Raw genomic sequence first — 19,880 nt, forward strand, 5'->3', positions numbered from 1 at the left:
CGCACAAATATATGCTACAGCCAGCCGGGCCGAATTGCGATAGGCAATGCCATCCGGACGGTGCCGAATAATTGGAGAGCGACTCATGGATCATGAATTTCGGATGCTGATCGACGGCGAACTTGTGCCGGGCGTCAGCCAATTCGACGTGGTGAACCCTGCAACGGCGCAGGCTTTCGCCCAATGCCCCAAGGCGGACGAGGCCCTGGCCGAGCGCGCGATCGCCGCGGCGAAGAAGGCGCAGCCCGGCTGGGCGTCCCTGCCGGTCGAAGAGCGCGCGGCGCTGACCAACAAACTGGCCGACGCGCTGGAAGCGCGGGTCGGCGAGTTCGCCAGCCTGCTGACCAGCGAACAGGGCAAGCCGCTGGACCAGGCCGGTTATGAGATCATGGGTAGCGTCTTCACCCTGCGCGCCTTCTCCGCGATGCGGGTGGAGCCCAAAGTGCTGCGGGACGAGGGCGGCAACAAGGTGGTCGAACATCGTACCCCGCTGGGCGTCGTGGCGTCGATCACGCCGTGGAATTTCCCGCTGATCCTGCTGATGAACAAGCTGGGGCCGGCATTGGTGACGGGCAACACGATGGTGTCGAAGCCTGCGCCCACGACGCCGCTGACCACCCTGTTGTTCGGCGAACTGGCCAAGGATATCCTGCCGGCCGGCGTGCTGAACATCGTTTGCGATCAGAATGAACTCGGCCCGCTGCTGACCGGGCACAAGGATATCGCCAAGGTCGCCTTCACCGGATCGACCGCGACCGGCAAGAAGGTGATGGCGTCGTCCGCAGGCACGGTGAAGCGGGTGACGCTGGAGCTGGGCGGCAATGACGCGGCGATCGTGCTGGACGATGTCGATGCGCGGCAGGTGGCCAAGAAGGTCTATCAGGGCGCGATGACCAATGCCGGGCAGATTTGCGTCGCGGTGAAGCGCGCCTATGTGCCCAGCGCGATGTATGACGATTTCTGCGACGAGCTGGCGAAGCTGGCGAACGAGGCGATCGTCGATGATGGCGCCAAGCAGGGCACGACCATCGGGCCGGTGCAGAACAAGATGCAGTTCGACAAGGTCAGCGCCCTGATCGCCGACGCCAAGACGCGCGGCACAGTGCTGGCCGGTGGCGAACCCATGGATCGGCCGGGCTATTTCATCGCGCCGACCATCGTGCGCGACCTGCCCGAAGATGCGCCTTTGGTGCAGGAAGAACAGTTCGGGCCGGTTCTGCCGGTGCTGAAATATGACGATATCGAAGACGTCATCGCCCGCGCCAACGACAGCGACTATGGCCTGGCCGGCACGGTGTGGGGCAAGGATGTGGAACGGGCCACGGCCGTCGCGATGCAGATCGACACCGGGACGGTGTGGGTCAACCAGCATCTGGCGATCGACGCCAACATCCCGTTCCGCGGCGTGAAGCAATCGGGGCTGGGCGGCGAACTGGGCGAGGCAGGGCTGCTGGAATATACCCAGGCGCATATCGTCAATATCGTGGCGCTCGAAGACGCCTGACGATTGACCCCCTGCATGATGCAAAAGGGGCCGGCGAAGCATAGCGCTTCGCCGGCCTTTCTTTTTTGACATTTTCCACTTCGCCATTTCCCATATTCGGAACATTCGGTCGTGCGCGCGCCATAGCTTCGTAAGCTGATGACGGCCGTATCGAGACAGAGCCGGTCGTCGACAACGATAAGGCGCAATGCCCCTTGCCATAAATGATATGTTGTATCATACGCGGCCGGACGGCATTTCGGGGACAGGAATCGGGGTTATGAACAGTATAGCGGGCCAGGCGCCCATCATGGGCTTTGGCGCCACGGCATCACCGATCAGCGCGGCGAAGGCGCGCACCCGGCTGATCGCCATCGACGCGCTGCGCGGCCTGGTCATGCTGTTCATGCTGGTCGACCATGTGCGCGAAACATGGTTCCTGCATTTGCAGGTGAGCGATCCGGTAGACGCCAACACGACCGATCCGGGCCTGTTTTTCACCCGCCTCCTGTCCACCTTCTGCGCGCCGACCTTCGTGGCGCTGACGGGTCTGTCGGCCTGGCTCTACGGCCAGTCACACAGCAAGGGGCAGGTATCGGAATTCCTGCTGAAGCGCGGGCTGTTCCTGATCTTTCTGGAATTCACCATCGTCGGCTATGCTTGGCCGACGCAGGCGCCCGCTTTTCCGCCGACGGCGATCTGGTTGCAGGTGATCTGGGCGATCGGCATCAGCATGGTGGCGCTGGCCGCGCTGCTGCACCTGCCGCGCCCGGCGCAGTTCGCGGTCGGCCTCAGCATCGTGTGCCTGCACAATCTGCTCGATCCGATCCGGCTGACGGCGGAGTCGCCCTGGTTCGTTCCCTGGGCGATCCTGCATCAGCGCGAGAAGCTGGAACTGGCCGGCACCATGGTCAAGACGACCTATCCGATCCTGCCGTGGATCGGCGTCATCCTGCTCGGCTATGCCTGCGGGCCATGGTTCGCGCGCGGCAGCGATCCGGCCCCGCGCATACGCCGGCTGACCCTGCTCGGCTTTGGCCTGATCCTGGGCTTCGTCGCCATCCGCTATCTCAACATCTATGGCGACAAGCCCTGGTTCGTGGCGGACACGCCGCTGCGCACGGTGATGAGCTTTCTGGCGCTGACCAAATATCCGCCCTCCCTGCTGTTCCTGATGCCGACCATCGGCACGGGCTGCCTGTTGCTGGCGCTGTTCGAACGGTTCGAGGGTAGCAAGGCGATGCCGACGCTGGCCATGCTGGGTGGCGCGCCGATGTTCTATTATGTGCTGCACCTCTATGTGCTCAAGCTGATCTATAATGTCGCGCTGCTGATGTACGGCCCGACCAAGGGGACGGTGTTCGGCGTCGATCATCTGCGTTGGGTGTGGATCTGGGTCTTCATCCTGATCCCGGTGCTGTATTTCCCGACCCGCTGGTTCGCGCAGCTGAAACAGCGGCGCAAGGACATATGGTGGCTCAAATATCTCTGACGGTCCTGCGTCGGATCGACTGGCCGCCTTCCTTACCCGGAAGGCGGCCATTTTTCCCGCTTTTGCGAGGGTTCGACCGCCATATCGGGCGCGGCATTTTCCTGCCGTAGAGACACAGGATTCACAATTTTGCGCCGTCCTATAAGCCAAGTTTGATGTAATATTTCCGTCACTCAACTTAGCCTCGTTGCTTAGAAGAGGTGGAAAATCACCCAAGGATCGGCCCCGACGACAGGACAAAGTCCGCGCGGAAATAACAGAATAAACCGGTCCCCTTGCCGTTCGCAGGACATAAGGGAACAGTGATTTTATAAGGGGTTACAGCATTATGCGCACGTTATCCGCCCTCCGTCTGGCCTGTGTGGCCAGCACCGCCGCCATCGCCTTTTCCTCGATCGCCCAGGCCCAGGCGCCGGCCGCAGCAGAAAAAGCCGACGGCGAAATCGTCGTCACCGGTCTGAAGCGCCAATATTTCGGCGACACGCCGGTCAAGGAAATTCCCCAGGCCGTGCAGTTCCTGGAAGGCAAGCTGCTCAAGGATCTCAACATCACCAAGCTGGACACCGCGCTGGAACTGGCGAGCGGCGTGTCGAAGCAGAATAATTTCGGTGGCCTTTGGGACAGTTTCGCCATTCGCGGCTTTGCCGGCGACGAGAATTTCCCGAGCGGCTTCCTGGTCAACGGCTTTAACGGCGGTCGCGGCTATGGCGGCCCGCGGGACGCATCCAATGTCGAGCGGATCGAAGTGCTCAAGGGGCCGAACAGCGCGCTCTTCGGCCGCGGCGAGCCGGGCGGCACGATCAACATCGTGACCAAGAAGCCGACCTTCGATCAAGGCGGTAGCTTCTCGATCGCAGGTGGCAGCTGGGAGACCTATCGCGTCGAAGGCGACTATAATCTGCCGCTGAGCGATAGGATCGCGGTCCGCATCAACGGCTCCGTCGAAAAGGCCGAAAGCTTCCGCGACACGGTCGAGACGCAGAAATATACGCTGACCCCATCCTTGCTGGCAAAGCTGTCCGATCGGGACATCTTCACCTACGAACTGGAATATGTGAAGCAGGAGGTGCCGTTTGATCGCGGCGTGGTGGCGATCCCGACCGTTAACGCCAATGGTACGATCAGCTATAATCTGGGCGCCATCCCCAATTCGCGTTTCCTGAGCAATCCCAATGACGGTCCGATCAAGATCGGCGTTCTGGGTCACCAAGCGCAATATCAGCATGACTTCAACGACGATTGGACGTTGATGCTGGGCGCGGGGTATAAGGACACGACATTCGAGGGCTATTCCAGCGACCCTGAACTGGCGTTGGGCCGTCAGCGCCTGGACAATGACGGGCGGACCCTGTCGCGCCAGCGCCGGTACCGGGATTATAGCACCACCCATGTGGTGTTCCGTGGCGAAATCAGCGGCAAGCTGGAAACCGGCTCCATCGTCCACAACATCCGCATCGGCGGCGACTGGGATCGTTTCAAGATCAAGACGTTCCAGCTTCGCTATCGCCCGACCGCTGCCGATCAGTCCTACTCGATCGACATTTTCAATCCCAATTATTCCATCCCCGCGCCAACGCCGACGTCGGTGATCCAGAATTCGACCGAAGTCCAGAAGGCATGGGGTGTCTACGCCCAGGACCAGATCGAAATCACGGAGCAACTCAAGATACGGTTTGGCGGCCGTTACGACGATTTCAGCCAGAATATCGACAACCGTCTGGGCACCACCAATCCGGCGGCTTATACCAAGTTCAGCCCGATGGCCGGCCTGGTGTTCGAACCGACCAGCAGCCTGTCCTTCTATGCCAGCTATGGCAAGGGGTTCCGGCCGAACAGCGGCGTGGACGTCAACAACAATCCCTTCGCCCCGGAAGTCAGCAAAAGCTATGAAGTCGGCGCGAAATTCGTGACGCCGGATGGCAAGCTGACCAGCACCTTGTCGCTCTACAAGATGAAGAAGAGCAACGTCCTGACCGCCGACCTGCTGACCGGCCTGTCGATCGCGGTAGGCGAGGCAAAGAGCCAGGGCGTGGAATTCGACGTCAATGCCAAGCTGCCCGCCGGCTTCGAGCTGTTTGCGACCTACGCCTATACCGATGCAGGCTGGGCCGACGACTATGCCGCCGCTGGCGTGGGCAAGAATGACCCGCTGATCAACATTCCCAAGCATCAGGGCAACGTCCTGCTGTTCAAGAATTTCGCGATCGGCGATCATGAAGCGATGCTGGGCGCGGGTGTGACCCATGTCAGCCGGCGCCTGGGCCAGACGGCAGCGGATTTCTATCTGCCCAGCTACACCATCGCCAAGGTCTTGGGATCGTTCAACATCAGTGAGCAGATCAAGCTGTCGGCGGACGTGACCAACCTGTTCGACAAGAAATATTATGCCAGCTCCTATTCGGCGCTGTGGATCCAGCCGGGTACGCCCCGCCAGTTCACGGTCCGGGCGAGCTTCAACTTCTGACGCCGCAACGTCGGGGTTAGAGCCTTTTGTTTTTCGCATTTTGCGAGCCGTCAGCTGTGCCAGCCGACGTCAAAATGCTCTGCCCCGACCCGCCGCCGCTGTCCCGCCCTTCTAGGCGCAGGGACAGCGGCGGTTTCTTTTTGCCTGACGATGCCGGAAGGTCGCACCCATGGCTCTGCTCTACACATCCGATCCGACACGCGGCCGCATCTGGCGCGCGATTTTCGCTGCCGAGGCGCCCGACGTCGCTTTTTTCGATCCGTCCCAGAATTATGATCCCGCCGCGATCCGCTATCTCGCCGCCTGGGCGCCGTCCGCCGATCTGATCGCCAGCCTGCCCAATCTGGAGATCCTGTTCTCCATCGGCGCGGGCATCGACCAGTTCGACATGGGCGTCTTGCCGCCTCATATCCGGGTCGTGCGCATGATCGAGCCGGGGATCGCGGCCGGGATGGTCGAATATGCGACGATGGCGGTCCTGGCGCTGCACCGGAACCTGATCGACTATCGCGCGGCGCAGAAAGACGCGCGCTGGGCACCCATCAAGTTGGCACCCGCCGGCGAGCGGCGCGTGGGCGTGATGGGCCTGGGCAATCTGGGGCAGGCGGTGTTGCAGGGGTTGAAGCCCTTCGGCTTTCCCCTGTCGGGATGGAGCCGGTCGGGCGGCGTGATAGAGGGCGTGACCTGCCATGCCGGGGAAGCGGCACTGCCCGCTTTCCTTGGCCAGTGCGATATCCTCATCTGCCTGCTGCCGCTGACGTCGGAGACGCGCGGCATCTTGTGCCGGGATAACCTGTCGCAACTGCCCAAAGGCGCCGCCATCATCAATGTCGGCCGGGGGCCGCATCTGGTGGAGCATGATCTGCTGTCGCTGCTCGACGAAGCGCATCTTTCCGGCGCCGTGCTGGACGTGACCGACCCGGAGCCGCTGCCGGCCGATCATCCGTTCTGGGCGCATCCGCGCATCATGTTGACCCCGCATGTCGCCAGCATGACCCGCCCGGACGGCGCAGCGCGCGCGCTGATCGCCAATATCCGACGCTTTGCGGCCGGGCAGCCGATGGACGGCGAAGTCGCCCGCGACCGGGGCTATTGACCCCGCGACATTCCGTGCCGCGCATCTGTGCCGGACAGCGCTTTTGCGCTATGATCCGGCCCCGATCGGACGCACGAAAGCGACACGGCAAATGATGCCGAATGCCATGCCATAAAAGGCCGGAATCTGCCCCTCGACCCGAACCAATCGGGTGCATGTTCCGGCTTCGCCATGTCGTAATGCTGATCGTCAAACGGCTCCCAAGCCAAATGTAGAACCCGCAAAGGACGCTCCGCCGATGCCCAATTTCCGGCCCAAATATATCAGCTTCGACTGCTATGGCACGCTGACCCGTTTCCGCATGACCGAAATGACGACCGCCTTCATGGCCGATCGGATCGCGGCGGAAAATCTGCCCGCCTTCTGCAAGGACTGGAGCGCGTACCGTTTCGACCAGGTCATGGGCGACTGGGAACCCTATCAGGAGATCATCCGCAACTCGCTGCGTCGCACCTGCCAGAAATGGGGCGTCGCCTATAATGAGGCGGATGCCGATGCGGTCTATGCCGCCGTGCCGACCTGGGGCCCGCATGACGATGTGGCCGGCGGCCTGTCCAAGATCGGCGACAAGATCCCGCTCGTCATCCTGTCCAACGCGATGAACGACCAGATCCATCACAATGTCGGCCAGCTGGGCGCGCCCTTCCACGCGGTCTATACCGCGCAGATGGCGCAGGCGTACAAGCCGCGCATGCAGGCGTTCGAATATATGTTCGACCAGCTGGGTGCGAAGCCCGAAGAGATGATGCACGTCTCCTCCAGCTTCCGCTACGACCAGAATACGGCAACAGACCTGCATTTCGGGTGCCGCGTTTTCGTGGGTCGCGGCCATGAGCCGTCCAACCCCTTCTATCGCGACGTCGAAATCCCGCATATCGGCTGCCTGCCCGCGGTCGTCGGCCTGTAAGCGGCATGGACGCCTCCCCCCTCTCCTACTGGCTGGCCAGCGCTCCGCCCTTCACGGGCGGGGCCAAGGGCGGCGTCGAGGGTGTGGCCGATGTCGCCATCATCGGCGGCGGCTTTACCGGTCTGTCGGCAGCCTTGGCGCTGGCCAGGCGGGGCGCCAATGTGGTGCTGCTGGAGAAAGGACGCGTCGTCGGCGAGGCTTCGGGTCGCAACGGGGGTCAGTGCAATAATGGCACGGCCCATGATTATGGCGCGCTGTCCGCCCGGTTCGGCAAGGATATCGCCAGGGCCTATTATCGCGCCCATGTCGATGCTGTCGACACGGTGGAGCGGCTGGCGCGAGAGGAAGGCATCGATTGCAGCTTTCACCGCCCCGGCCGGATGAAGCTGGCGGCCAAGCCGGCCCATTATGACAAGCTGGTCCGCGCGCATGACCTGCTGGCGGCGGAAGTGGACGAGAATGTCCGCCTGGTGCCGCCGGAGCGCATCAGCGAGGAAGTGGGATCGGACGCCTTTCACGGCGCCCTCATTCAAACCACCAGCGCGCAGGTGCATCCCGGCCGTTTCGGCGTAGGCCTGGCTCAAGCCGCAGCGCGGGCTGGCGCACAGATTTACGAAAATGCCGACGTCACCGATTTCCAGTGCGTGCCGCAGGGATGGCGCGTGACCTCTTCGCGCGGCACGGTGACGGCGAAGCAGTTGCTGGTCGCCACCGGCGGCGCGCCGGCGACCGGCCCCTTCGGCTTCTTTCGCCGCCGCATCGTGTCGGTGGGCAGCTTCATCATCGCGACCGAGCCGCTGGACGACCCGTTGATCGACCGGCTCCTGCCGGGACGGCGCAATTATGTCACCAGCAAGAATATCGGCAATTATTTCCGCCTGGCGCCCGACAATCGGCTGATCTTCGGCGGGCGCGCGCGCTTCGCCATCAGCGACCCGCGATCGGACCAGAAGAGCGGCCATATATTGGTACAGACCATGGGCGAGATGTTCCCGGCACTGAAGGGCGTGGGCATCGACCATGTGTGGGGCGGGATGGTGGACCTGACCGCAGACCGGCTGCCCCGCGCGGGCGAGCAGGACGGGCTCTATTATTCCATGGGCTATAGCGGCCATGGCGTACAGATGGCGACCCATATGGGACAACAGATGGCGCGGGTGATGAGCGGCGAGCCTGCCGCCAATCCTTGGGATGGGTTGGATTGGCCCAGCGTGCCCGGTCATTTCGGCAAGCCCTGGTTCCTGCCGCTCGTCGGGCTATGGTATAAATGGCAGGATGTGATCCATTGATGGACGATATGCCGCCCTTTTCCCGGCGTGATCTCATTGGCGCCGGGCTTGGCCTTGGCGCCGGGCTGATCCTGCCCGACGGCGCGCTGGCGGCGGCCAAGCCGCGCAAGGGCGGACGCATCCGCGTCGCCAGCCTGTCCAGCTCGACCGCCGACACGCTCGATCCAGCCAAGGGCGCGTTGTCGACCGACTATGTCCGCCATTATATGTTCTACAGCGGCCTCACGGAAATGGACCGCCATCTGATCCCCCGGCCGGCTCTGGCGGAACGGATCGAGAGCAGCGACCAGACGGTGTGGCATATCCGCCTGCGCAAGGGCGTGACCTTTCATGACGGCGCGGACCTGACCGCGCAGGACGTGGTCTGGTCGCTGCTGCGCCATAAAGACCCGGCGACCGGATCGAAAATGGCGCCGATCGCCGAGCAATTGGCGCAGGTGAAGGCGGTGGGTAGCCGCGATGTCGTCATCACCCTGATCGGTCCCAATGCCGATCTGCCCGCCATATTGGCGCAATCCCATTTCCTGATCCTGCGCGCCGGCACGAAGGATTTTCGCGTCGCCAACGGTACCGGCCCCTATATGTGCGCGCAGTTCAGCCCCGGCGTGCGCACGCTGGCGCGGCGCAACCCCAATTTCTGGAAAGCGGGGAAGCCCTATCTGGACGAGATCGAGCTGATCGGCATTCCCGATGAAGTCAGCCGCGTGAACGCCCTGCTGTCGGGCGACGTCCATCTGGTAATCGCAGTCAATCCGCGCTCCACCAAGCGGATCATGGCGTCGCGCGGCCATGCGCTGCTGGAAACCCAGTCGGGCCTCTACACCAACCTCATCATGCAGCAGCGGCAATTGCCGACCGGCAATCCGCATTTCGTCGCCGCGATGAAATATCTGATCGACCGTCCTCTCATCAAACGGGCGCTCTATCGCGGCTATGCGACCATCGCCAACGACCAGCCGATCCCGCCCTTCCATCCTTATTATCGCGCCGACCTGCCGCAGCGCAGCCTGGATCTGGACAAGGCGAAATGGCATTTGCAGCGTGCGGGCCTGACCGGTGTGCGCATGCCCGTCTATGCCGCGCCCGCCGCCGATGGGTCGGTCGACATGGCATCGATCCTGCAGGAATATGGATCGCGCGTGGGCCTGAAGCTGGCGGTCAACCGGGTGCCGGCGGACGGTTACTGGTCGACCCATTGGATGAAACACCCGCTGGGCTTCGGCAACACCAACCCCCGCCCGACCGCCGACCTGCTGTTCAGCCTCTTCTACAAATCCGACGCGGCATGGAACGAGAGCGGATGGAAGAATCCCCGTTTCGATAAGCTTCTATTGGAGGCACGGGGCGAGGCCGATCAGGCGCGGCGCAAACAGCTTTATGGCGAGATGCAGGGGCTGGTCCGCGATCATTGCGGCGTCGGCATTCCGGTCTTCATCAGCCTGATCGACGGCTATGATCGCCGGCTCAAGGGCCTCTATCCCGTGTCGCTGGGCGGCCTGATGGGCTATCAATTTTCCGAACATGTCTGGTGGGAAGGCTGATGGCGGGTGGCGCCTCCCAAAGCGGCATGAAGGCTGCGCTGACCCTGATCGGCAAACGCTTCGCGTCGTCGTTGCTGACCCTGTTGCTGGTGTCGGTGACGATCTTCATCATCGCGCAATTGTTGCCCGGCGACGCCGCGCAGGAAGCGCTAGGCCAGAGCGCCACCCCGCAGCAGGTCGCGGCGCTTCGCCATGAGATGGGCCTCGATCGCCCGGCCTATGTCCGGTACGCTAGCTGGCTGACCGGCATGGTCAGCGGCGATCCGGGCCAGTCGCTGGTCGCCAACATGCCGGTGTCCGACGTCATCAGCGAACGGTTGCCCAACAGCCTGTTGCTGGCGGCGCTGACGGCGCTGGTTGCGGTGCCGGTGGCGCTTGCGATCGGCATCGGGTCGGCGATGAACCGGGGCGGGCGGCTGGACCGCGCGCTCAATGTCGCGACCCTCTCCATGGTGGCGGTGCCCGAATTTCTGGTTGCGACCATTGCGGTGCTGATCTTCTCGGTCAAGCTGCGCTGGCTGCCCTCCATCGCTATGGCCTCGCAGGAAATGGGATGGGGCGATTATCTGCGCGGGGTCGCCATGCCGATCCTGACGCTGAGCGTGATCGTGATCGCCCAGATGGCGCGCATGACCCGCGCCGCGGTGATCGACCAGATGGATCGCCCCTATGTCGAAATGGCGGTGCTGAAGGGCGTCGCGCCGGTGCAGGTGGTGCTGAGGCATATCATGCCCAATGCCATCGCGCCGATCGTCAACGCCATGGCGCTTAGCCTCTCTTATCTGCTGGGCGGCGCGGTGATCGTGGAGACGATCTTCAACTATCCCGGCCTTGCCAGCCTGATGGTCAATGCCGTCACCAGCCGCGACATGCCGCTGCTTCAGGCCTGCGCGATGATCTTCTGCGCGGCCTATCTCCTCCTGATGCTGATCGCGGACGTGACCGCGATCCTCGCCAACCCCAGGCTGCGTGCGCAATGATCGCTCATATTCTTTCGCAGGCCAAGGCGCTTCCTTTGTCCGGCAAACTCGGGCTGGCGCTGGTTCTTTTCTGGCTGGCCGTAGCCCTCTTCGGCCCGATGCTCGCGCCTTATCCGGTCGGTGCTTTCGTCGCCTATGACGTGTTCGATGGCCAGTCCGCCGCGCACTGGCTGGGCAGCGACTATCTGGGTCGCGATGTGCTGAGCCGCCTGCTGTCGGGCGCGCGCTATACGGTGGGCCTCGCCGCCGCAGCCGCGATGCTGGCGAGCGCGACCGGCACGGCGCTGGCGCTGACGGCTGCGGTGGGTGGCGCGAAGGTCGACGAGCCGCTATCGCGCTTCATGGACATGCTGATTTCCATCCCGTCCAAGATCTTCTCGCTGGTGCTGGTCGCCGCCTTCGGCTCCTCGCTGCCGCTGTTGCTGCTGATTGCGGCGATCACCTATGTGCCGGGCAATTACCGCATCGCCCGCGCGCTGGCGGTGAACCTTGCCCAGATGGATTATGTGCAGGTCGCCCGTGCGCGCGGCGAGGGCCGTTTCCATATCGCCATCGCCGAAGTCCTGCCCAACATGATCCACCCGCTGCTTGCCGATTTCGGCCTGCGCTTCGTGTTCATCGTGCTGCTGCTGTCGGGCCTGTCCTTCCTGGGCCTTGGCGTGCAGCCGCCCGACGCGGATCTGGGGTCGCTGGTGCGCGAGAATATTTCGGGGCTTGGCGAAGGCGCATTGGCGATCATCGCGCCGGCCGTCGCCATCGCCACGCTGACCGTGGGCGTAAACCTGTTGATCGACGGATTGCCGGGCCGGGGGAAGCGCGCATGACCGATGCCATCCATGTCGCGGTGAAGGATCTGTGCGTCACCGCGCGCAATGCCAAGGGCGAGACGTTTCCGATCGTCAGCGGCATCGACTTCGCACTGAAGCGCGGTGAGGTGCTGGCGCTGATCGGCGAAAGCGGATCGGGCAAGACGACGATCGCGCTGACGCTGCTGGGCCATGCCCGGCCCGGCGCGACGATCGCGGGCGGCTCCATTCGCGTGGGTGATGCGGAGATCACGACGCTGGACCGGCCTGCGCTGGCGCAACTGCGCGGCAACCGCATCGCCTATATCGCGCAGAGCGCGGCGTCGGCCTTCAACCCGTCGCGCACGATCATGGATCAGGTGATCGAACCGGCGATGATCCATGGCCTGATGCCCCGCGCCACGGCAGAGGCGAAGGCGGTCGAGCTGTTCCGCGCGCTCGCCCTGCCCTTCCCCGACACGATCGGCGCGCGATACCCGCACCAGCTGTCGGGCGGGCAATTGCAGCGGCTGATGGCCGCGATGGCGCTCATCACCGATCCCGAACTGGTCATCTTGGACGAACCGACGACGGCGCTGGACGTCACCACCCAGATCGAAGTGCTGCGCGCGTTCAAGGCCGTGGTGCTGGAGCGCGGCGCGACTGCCATTTATGTCTCGCACGACCTGGCCGTGGTGGCGCAGATGGCCGACCAGATCGTCGTCCTCAATCAAGGTCGCATTCGCGAAGCCGGCGGAGCGGCGCAAATCCTGCATCGTCCGGCGGACGACTATACGAAAACGCTGATGGCCGCAGCCCGGCCCGCGATCCGCCCGACGCCGGTGAAGGCCGACATTCCCGCCGCGCCGCTGCTGGAAATCCGGGGCATGACGGCGGGCTATGGCAAGATCGGCAAGGATGGCCGGCCGCGCATACCGGTGCTGCGCGACATCAACCTGACGATCGAGCGTGGCGCGACGCTGGGCGTGATCGGCGAAAGCGGGTCGGGCAAGTCCACCATCGCGCGCGTCATCGCCGGCCTGCTGCCCCCGGCAAGCGGGCAGGTGCTGCTGGACGGCGAGCCGCTGCCGCCCGGATTGCAGGGGCGCAGCCGCGAACAGTTCCGCCGTATCCAGCTGGTGTTTCAGAATGCAGACACGGCGCTCAATCCCGCGCATAGCGTGGGGCAAATATTGCAGCGTCCGCTGGCCTTTTATCATGGTTTGAAGGGCAATGCCGTGCGGATGCGCGTGGCGGAATTGCTGGACCTCATCCGCTTACCGGTCGCGTTGATCGACCGGCCGATCGGTGGACTTTCCGGCGGGCAGAAGCAGCGCATCAACCTGGCGCGCGCGCTGGCGGCCGACCCGCAGCTCATATTGTGCGACGAGGTCACGTCGGCGCTGGACACGGTGGTCGGCGCGGCGATCCTGGACCTGATGGCGGATCTGCGCCGCGATCTGGGCATCGCGACCATGTTCATCAGCCATGATATTTCCACGGTGCGCGCCATTTGCGACGATATATTGGTGCTCTATGCCGGCACCATGGTCGAAACCGGGCCGCGCGCCGCCTTCCAGTCCAGCCCCTTCCACCCCTATACCGATCTGCTGATCGGATCGGTGCCGGAAATGCGCGCGGGTTGGCTGGAGGAAAGCCATGCCGGTGCCGCGCCCCCGCCGATCGGCCCGGCCGGCGACCATCCCGACCTCTGCCGCTTCCTGCCGCGCTGCGCCGCACGGGTGGAGGGTCTGTGCAACACCACCCCGCCGCCCCGCCATCCGCTGGCAAAGGGCAGCCGTATATTATGCCATCATGGAGATGAAAGATTGATCGCGTCATGAGCCGGTTCGTGCGCCTGGGCGAAACCGATCGCCCCTCCGTTGCCCTGCATGTCGACGGCGCGCCCATCGAGGCGCTGGAAGGCGACACGCTGATGGTCGCGCTGCTGAGCGCGGGCGACCGGCTGCGCCAGAGCGAGTTCGGGCCGGAAAAGCGCGCCGGCTTCTGCCTGATGGGCGCTTGTCAGGATTGCTGGGTGTGGACCGAAAGCGGCGATCGCCTGCGCGCCTGTTCCACGCTGGCAGCATCGGGCCAGCGCATATTGACCAGCCAGCCGGGGGCATCATGGCCAAACCACGTATAATTATCGTCGGCGCCGGGCCGTCGGGCACGCGCGCGGCGGAGGCCTGCGTAGCGGCCGGCATCCGCCCGATCGTCATCGACGAAGGCCGGCGCGACGGCGGACAGATTTATCGCCGCCAGCCGGACAATTTCACCCGCCCCTATGAGAAACTCTACGGCACCGAGGCCGGGCGAGCGAAGGCCCTGCACGAGACGTTCGACGGGCTGAAGGGCGCGATCGACTATCGGCCCGAAACGTTGGTGTGGAATATCGCCGCCGGACAGCTGTGGACCGCGAGCGGCACCGTGCAGGAGGCCATCCCGTTCGACGCGCTGTTGCTCTGCACCGGCGCGACCGATCGGCTGATGCCGGTCAAGGGCTGGAACCTTGCCGGCGCCTATAGTCTTGGTGGATCGCAGGTGGCCTTGAAAAGCCAGGCCGTGTCGATCGGGCACAAGGTCCTGTTCATGGGCTCCGGGCCTTTGCTCTATCTGGTCGCCAGCCAATATGTGGAGGCCGGGGCGGATGTCGCGGCGGTGCTGGATACGTCACCTTTCTCCGCGCGGCTGAAGGCGCTGCCGGACCTGCTGGCGATGCCGTCCGTGCTGTGGAACGGCGTGGCGCTGACCCGGACGCTCAAGCGCGCGGGCGTCACTGTGCAGCATGGCGTGACGCCGGTGGAGATCATGGGCGACGTGGAAAGCGGCGTCGACGGGGTGCGGTTCCGCACCGCCTCCGGTCGCGAAGAGACGATCGCCTGCGACGCGGTGGCGATGGGCTATCATCTGCGCCCCGAAACCCAGCTGGCCGATCTGGCGCGCTGCGCCTTCGCCTTCGATCCCGGCACGCGGCAATGGCTGCCCGAGCGCGATGGCGATGGGCGCGCGAGCGTCGCGGGCGTCTATCTGGCCGGCGACGGCGCAAAGATATTGGGGGCGCGATCGGCCGAGGCGAGCGGACGGCTGGCGGCCTTGGCGGCGCTGGTCGACCTTGGCCTTTCGGTGGACAAGGGCGAGATGGCGAGCCTGCGCGGCGACGTCGCCAATTATGCCAAATTCGCGCGCGGACTGGCCAAGGCCTTCCCATGGCCTGTCGAACAGGCGGCAAAGCTGCCCGATGACGCGATCCTATGCCGCTGCGAGGGCGTGACGGCGGGCGATCTGCGCGTGGTCATGCGCGAAACGGGGGCGAAGGAGGCGAACAGGGCCAAGGCGTTCAGCCGTGTCGGCATGGGCCGTTGTCAGGGTCGCTATTGCGGTCTAGCCGCCGCCGAACTGATCGCCGCCGAGGCTGGCGTGCCGGTCGAACAGGTCGGCCGCCTGCGCGGACAGGCGCCGGTCAAGCCGCTGACCATCGCGATCGGAGAAGAATGATGGGCCCGTCAATGAATGGGGCAAGCGACGTCATCATCGTGGGTGGCGGGCTGATGGGATCATCCGCCGCGCTGTTCCTGCGCGGCCATGGCCTGTCCGTCACGTTGCTGGAAACCGACCTGATCGGGCGGCAGGCCAGCGGCACCAATTTCGGCAATGTGCGGCGGCAGGGGCGCGGATTTCATCAGCTGCCGCTCGCCAATCGCGCCATCGCCATCTGGCGCAAGTCGCGCGAATTGCTGGGCGCGGATGTGGAATATCTTCAGTCCGGCCATATCCGCGTCTGCTATCGCGAGCGGCCCGAACTGGTTGGCGCGATGGAGGAGTATGCGGACAAGGCGCGGCTGGAGGGCCTCGACCTCGAACTGCTGAGCGGCAATGCGCTGCGCGACAAATTCCCCTTCTTCGGTCCCGATGTGCTGGCCGGTTCCTATTCGCCGACCGATGGCCATGCCAATCCGCGCCTTGCCGCCCCGGCTTTCGCCCGCGCAGCGCAGAAGTTGGGCGCGGTCGTGCATGAAAATACGAAGATTATCGACGCGCAGAAGCTGGGCGAAGATTTCATCGTCACGGCCGCCGACGGGCGCACCTTCCGCGCGCCGATCCTGCTGGTGACGGCCGGCGCCTGGGGCAACGCCCTGTCGTCGCAATTTGGTGAGCCGGTGCCGATCGTGCCGCGCGGACCGAATATGAGCGTGACCGAACCGGTGCCCTATGCGATCCATCCGGCCGTAGGCGTCATGACCCCGCTGGAGGAGGAGACGGTCTATTTCCGGCAGGTGGCGCGCGGCAATATCGTGCTGGGGGGCAGCACGCGTGGTCCCTCCTTCCCCGATCAATATCGCGCCTATGTCGAGCCGCAGAACACGCTGAGCCAGTTGAAGCATATCCGTCGGCTGGCCCCGCAACTGGGCAAGCTCAACATCATCCGCGTCTGGTCCGGCATCGAAGGCTATCTGCCCGACAGCCAGCCGGTCATGGGCCCGAGCGCGACGACCAGCGGGCTATATTACGCCTTCGGCTTTTCCGGTTCCGGCTTCCAGATCGGGCCGGGCGTGGGCGAAACGATGGCGGAAATCATCGCCAAGGGCGCGACCGACATCCCGATGGCGCCCTACGATATCGCCCGCTTCGCGCAGGCCTGACAGTTACGCCCTCTTCCGTTCGGGCGGCCACCAACAAATATTGGTATTAGCCCGAACGGAGTTTGCTTGAAACGACCCTCTCCCCCGTACGAAAAATGACGCCGGCTGCCTGATCAGGCAACCGGCGTCAGGTCGGCGTGCTTCGGGAAAGGGAGGGTTAGAAGCTGTAACGTACGCCGAAATTAAACTGGCGACCGCTGTGGGTCAGCACGTTGAGCCGGTTCGTCTCATCCACGAACTGGTCGTTCTTCGTGTCCGTGAGATTGATCGCCTCGATGCTGATCTTCATCTTCTCGGTCAGGTTATAGCTGGCCTGCGCATCGACGTTGAGCGTGCTGTTGGTGCCATTATAGGCATTGCCTTCCGTGCCCGGCACCGCGGTGAGATATTTGGAGCGATAGGCCACCGATCCGCGGATCTGGAACTTCTTGTCCTCATAATAAAGGGTGGCGTTGGCCGCCTGCTTGGACAGGCCGACCAAGGGCGCCGTCACCGATGTCGCCCCGCTGGCCGAGGTCAGATATTCGATATTCGACGTCACATAGGTATAGTTGGCCATCACACCGAAATTGGCGAACACACCCGGCAGGAAGCTGAAGGGCTGCTGCACATTGACTTCGAAGCCCTTGAGGATGCCGCCGTCCGAATTGACCGGCTGGCTGACGATGAAGATATCGCCCGGCGACGCCGTCGTGCCGTTGAGCAATGCGTCCGGTAGGCCGAGGCTGCTATAGGGCACGCCCACGCTCAGCGTCTGGGCGAAGCTGCCGATATCCTTGCGGAAGCCGGAAATGGCGTAGATCGCGCCCGGCATCGGATACCATTCGACCGAAACGTCCAGATTCTTCGACGATGTCGGCTTCAGGTCCGGGTTGCCCGAACTATAGGTGCGGTTGCCACCCGACACGTTCAAATTACCGCCCGGCGTCAGCGACGCGATGCCGGCACGGGCCAGCGTCTTGGCGGCGGCGAAGCGGACCTGCAACGTATCGGTGATGTTGCCGACCAGGTTCAATGAGGGCAACCAGCGCTTGTAGCTGCGATCGGCGGTGACCAGGTTGATCGCCGTACCCTGGCTGGCATAGCCGGTGGAGAACTGGTCGGTCTTCACATAGCGCAGGCCGATGTCGCCCCGGATCGGCACGCCGGCAATATCCTGCAAATTAAACTGGGTCATACCCCAGACGCCGACATCCTCCTCCTTCACATTGATGTAGGAACCGCGCGCGGTCGCATTCTCGATCCCGCCGGTGGCGTAGCGCGGGTCGGTGTAGATGCCGCCCTGCGCGATGAAGGCGTCGAGATTGGGCACGATCCAGGCGGTCGGCGTGCCGGCGGGTACGTTCAGCCCCTTGCCGAAGCCGGAAAAGAGCGTGGTCATGCCGGCCAGCTGCGCGGCGGTCAGCGGGGCGACTACGGTTTCGCCGGACAGGCGACGGCGCTCGGTCGATCCATATTCGAACCGGCGCCAGTCCAGCCCCGCCTTGAAGGTGATGCCGTCGATCGCTTCCCATTCCACATGCCCCTTGGCCGTGGTGAAGGCGTTGCTGACACTCTGGGGCCGGATGCGCACTTCCGACGTGCCGTTGATGAAGCTCCATGTCGCGGGATTGGCGACGTCCACGCCCGGCTGGATATTCGGGAAGCGGGTCGAGAAATCATATTGGAAATTGCCGGTGTTGATCGCGTCGATCGTCACCGTGGTCTGGATGGGATTGGTGAATTCCGAACTGGCATAGCCACCCATGGCGAAGAGTTTCAGCCGGTCGGTAAACTGGTGGTCGATAGACCCTGTAAACTGGTAGAATTCGGTCTTCAGCACGTCATAGCGCGCCTGGGAGCGTAGATCGACATTGTCGAACCGGCCGCTGACGATATTGTTGTTGTCGTCCACCACGCCGTCGCGAATGATCGTCTGCGGCTTGCCTGTGCCCGATCGGCTGAAGCTGATCGCCTGTAGCTGCGCTTCCTTGCGGGTGCCGTCCAGGCGCGAATAGAGGCCGTCGATCGAAATCAGCGTGCGGTCGGTCGGCTTGAACTGGACCGATCCCGCCGCGCCGAGGCGCTTCTGGGAAATGTCATAGCTGACCAGTCCCGGAATACGCGGGTGATACAGCGCGGTATCGGGATTATTATTGTTGATCTGCCCGATCGTATAGCCCGGCAGGGTCGAAGCGGCATTGAACCCGTTATTGAATCCGCCATAGCTCCAGCGGGTGATGTTGGCGCCTTCTTCCTTGATCCGCCGCTCTTCATAGGCGACCGACAGCAGTACGCCGAAACGCCCGTCGTCCGTCTGGGTAGCGACCAGACCGGACAGGCGCGGCGTCGTCTTCTGACGCAGATCATTATAGCTGGCGGCGGCGGAGAGGACCGCCGTGGGCTTGCGATAGTCGAGCGGGCGCGACGTCTGAAGATCGACCGTGCCGCCCAGCGACCCTTCCTCCACATCGGCCGTCGCGGTCTTGCGCACCGACAGGTTGCTGAACAGGTCGGACGAGAAGATGTTGAAGTCGAAGCCGCGACCCCGGTTCACGCCACCTGAATTGTCGGTGCCGCCGCTGGTGCCGATCGCTTCCATGCCGTTGATGCGGACGCGGGTATATTCGGGGCCAAGGCCGCGGACGGAGATGTTGCGCCCTTCCCCGTTGACGCGGCTGATCGCGACGCCGGGGATGCGCTGCAAGGATTCGGCCAGGTTTAGGTCGGGAAATTCGGCGATATCCTCCGCCTTGATCGCATCGACCGTGGCGGTTTCGTTGCGCTTGATCGCCAGCGCATTGTTCAGGCTGGCGCGAAAGCCGGTGACGACGATATCGGCGACCGGCGCATCGGCCTGCGGCGAAACCGGGTCGGCCTGCGCCAGTCCATGCGGCGCCAGAGCGATCGTCGCGATCGCGGTCGTCAGGCTCAAAATCGCCTTGCAGCGGTTGGTGGTGCCGTTCATGGCCTTTCTCACTCCCCTCATCCTAATTGTCCGGGCTATGGCACCGGATCGGTTCTGTCTGGATACTGCCGCGACAGCGGAAAATGCCAATCTCAATCCGGCATGGATCGATGCACAGCTTGCACCGATCCGCAATGGACACCGGTTGCATGGCCGCAATCATGCCAAGATATGGCTGGATCATGCCGCTTTTGGACTTGGACGATCGCCGTCCATCCGGCTAGCCTGCCTCTTCCCCATCCTCCGACCGCCC

The 19,880-nt window shown here is 63.7% G+C and carries 14 protein-coding genes; 13 read left to right on the plus strand and 1 reads right to left on the minus strand.

The genetic code is table 11. From position 1 onward, the window contains the following. Positions 1-85 precede the first annotated feature (85 nt). The 13 genes from F4U94_RS14310 (at position 86) to F4U94_RS14370 (ending at position 16,680) form a co-directional block, all read left to right on the plus strand. Positions 86-1,504, plus strand: coding sequence for an aldehyde dehydrogenase family protein (locus F4U94_RS14310; protein ID WP_120252344.1), 1,419 nt, complete (start codon positions 86-88; stop codon positions 1,502-1,504). Between the two features lie 259 nt (positions 1,505-1,763). Next, on the plus strand, positions 1,764-2,975 hold the full coding sequence (locus tag F4U94_RS14315) for an acetyltransferase domain-containing protein (protein ID WP_120252343.1): 1,212 nt from the start codon (positions 1,764-1,766) through the stop codon (positions 2,973-2,975). 328 nt (positions 2,976-3,303) lie between these two features. Next, positions 3,304-5,439 carry a TonB-dependent siderophore receptor gene (locus F4U94_RS14320; protein WP_120252342.1) on the plus strand — a complete coding sequence of 712 codons (2,136 nt, stop codon included), beginning with the start codon at positions 3,304-3,306 and terminating at the stop codon, positions 5,437-5,439. 169 nt (positions 5,440-5,608) lie between these two features. Further along, positions 5,609-6,535, plus strand: coding sequence for a 2-hydroxyacid dehydrogenase (locus F4U94_RS14325; protein ID WP_120252341.1), 927 nt, complete (start codon positions 5,609-5,611; stop codon positions 6,533-6,535). A gap of 238 nt (positions 6,536-6,773) precedes the next feature. Then, positions 6,774-7,442: a haloacid dehalogenase type II gene (locus F4U94_RS14330; protein WP_120252340.1), complete on the plus strand. Its 669-nt coding sequence runs from the start codon at positions 6,774-6,776 to the stop codon at positions 7,440-7,442. Between the two features lie 5 nt (positions 7,443-7,447). Next, positions 7,448-8,731, plus strand: coding sequence for an NAD(P)/FAD-dependent oxidoreductase (locus tag F4U94_RS14335; RefSeq protein WP_150411940.1), 1,284 nt, complete (start codon positions 7,448-7,450; stop codon positions 8,729-8,731). An 8-nt stretch (positions 8,732-8,739) separates the two neighbouring features. After that, positions 8,740-10,272, plus strand: coding sequence for an ABC transporter substrate-binding protein (locus F4U94_RS14340; RefSeq protein ID WP_249042050.1), 1,533 nt, complete (start codon positions 8,740-8,742; stop codon positions 10,270-10,272). Further along, positions 10,272-11,252 (plus strand): ABC transporter permease, encoded by a 981-nt coding sequence (locus F4U94_RS14345; RefSeq protein ID WP_197716472.1) that lies wholly within the window; start codon positions 10,272-10,274, stop codon positions 11,250-11,252. The genes F4U94_RS14340 and F4U94_RS14345 overlap by 1 nt, the downstream gene beginning before the upstream one ends. Next, positions 11,249-12,076: an ABC transporter permease gene (locus tag F4U94_RS14350; protein WP_120252337.1), complete on the plus strand. Its 828-nt coding sequence runs from the start codon at positions 11,249-11,251 to the stop codon at positions 12,074-12,076. Before F4U94_RS14345 ends, F4U94_RS14350 begins: the two co-directional genes overlap by 4 nt. After that, positions 12,073-13,881, plus strand: a complete 1,809-nt coding sequence (locus F4U94_RS14355; RefSeq protein WP_120252336.1) for an ABC transporter ATP-binding protein — start codon at positions 12,073-12,075, stop codon at positions 13,879-13,881. Before F4U94_RS14350 ends, F4U94_RS14355 begins: the two co-directional genes overlap by 4 nt. Next, entirely contained in the window at positions 13,878-14,183 is a 306-nt protein-coding gene (locus tag F4U94_RS14360; RefSeq protein WP_150411941.1) for a (2Fe-2S)-binding protein, read from the plus strand. The genes F4U94_RS14355 and F4U94_RS14360 overlap by 4 nt, the downstream gene beginning before the upstream one ends. Then, positions 14,165-15,535, plus strand: coding sequence for an FAD/NAD(P)-dependent oxidoreductase (locus F4U94_RS14365; RefSeq protein WP_150411942.1), 1,371 nt, complete (start codon positions 14,165-14,167; stop codon positions 15,533-15,535). The genes F4U94_RS14360 and F4U94_RS14365 overlap by 19 nt, the downstream gene beginning before the upstream one ends. Before the next feature lie 11 nt (positions 15,536-15,546). Further along, positions 15,547-16,680, plus strand: a complete 1,134-nt coding sequence (locus tag F4U94_RS14370) for an NAD(P)/FAD-dependent oxidoreductase (protein ID WP_120252334.1) — start codon at positions 15,547-15,549, stop codon at positions 16,678-16,680. A 157-nt stretch (positions 16,681-16,837) separates the two neighbouring features. On the opposite strand, the gene F4U94_RS14375 is transcribed toward F4U94_RS14370, so the two are convergent. Then, entirely contained in the window at positions 16,838-19,627 is a 2,790-nt protein-coding gene (locus F4U94_RS14375) for a TonB-dependent receptor (RefSeq protein WP_120252333.1), read from the minus strand. Positions 19,628-19,880 lie beyond the last annotated feature (253 nt).

Origin of the sequence: Sphingobium limneticum (genome assembly GCF_008710155.1) — a bacterium.
Lineage (GTDB): Bacteria > Pseudomonadota > Alphaproteobacteria > Sphingomonadales > Sphingomonadaceae > Sphingobium > Sphingobium limneticum.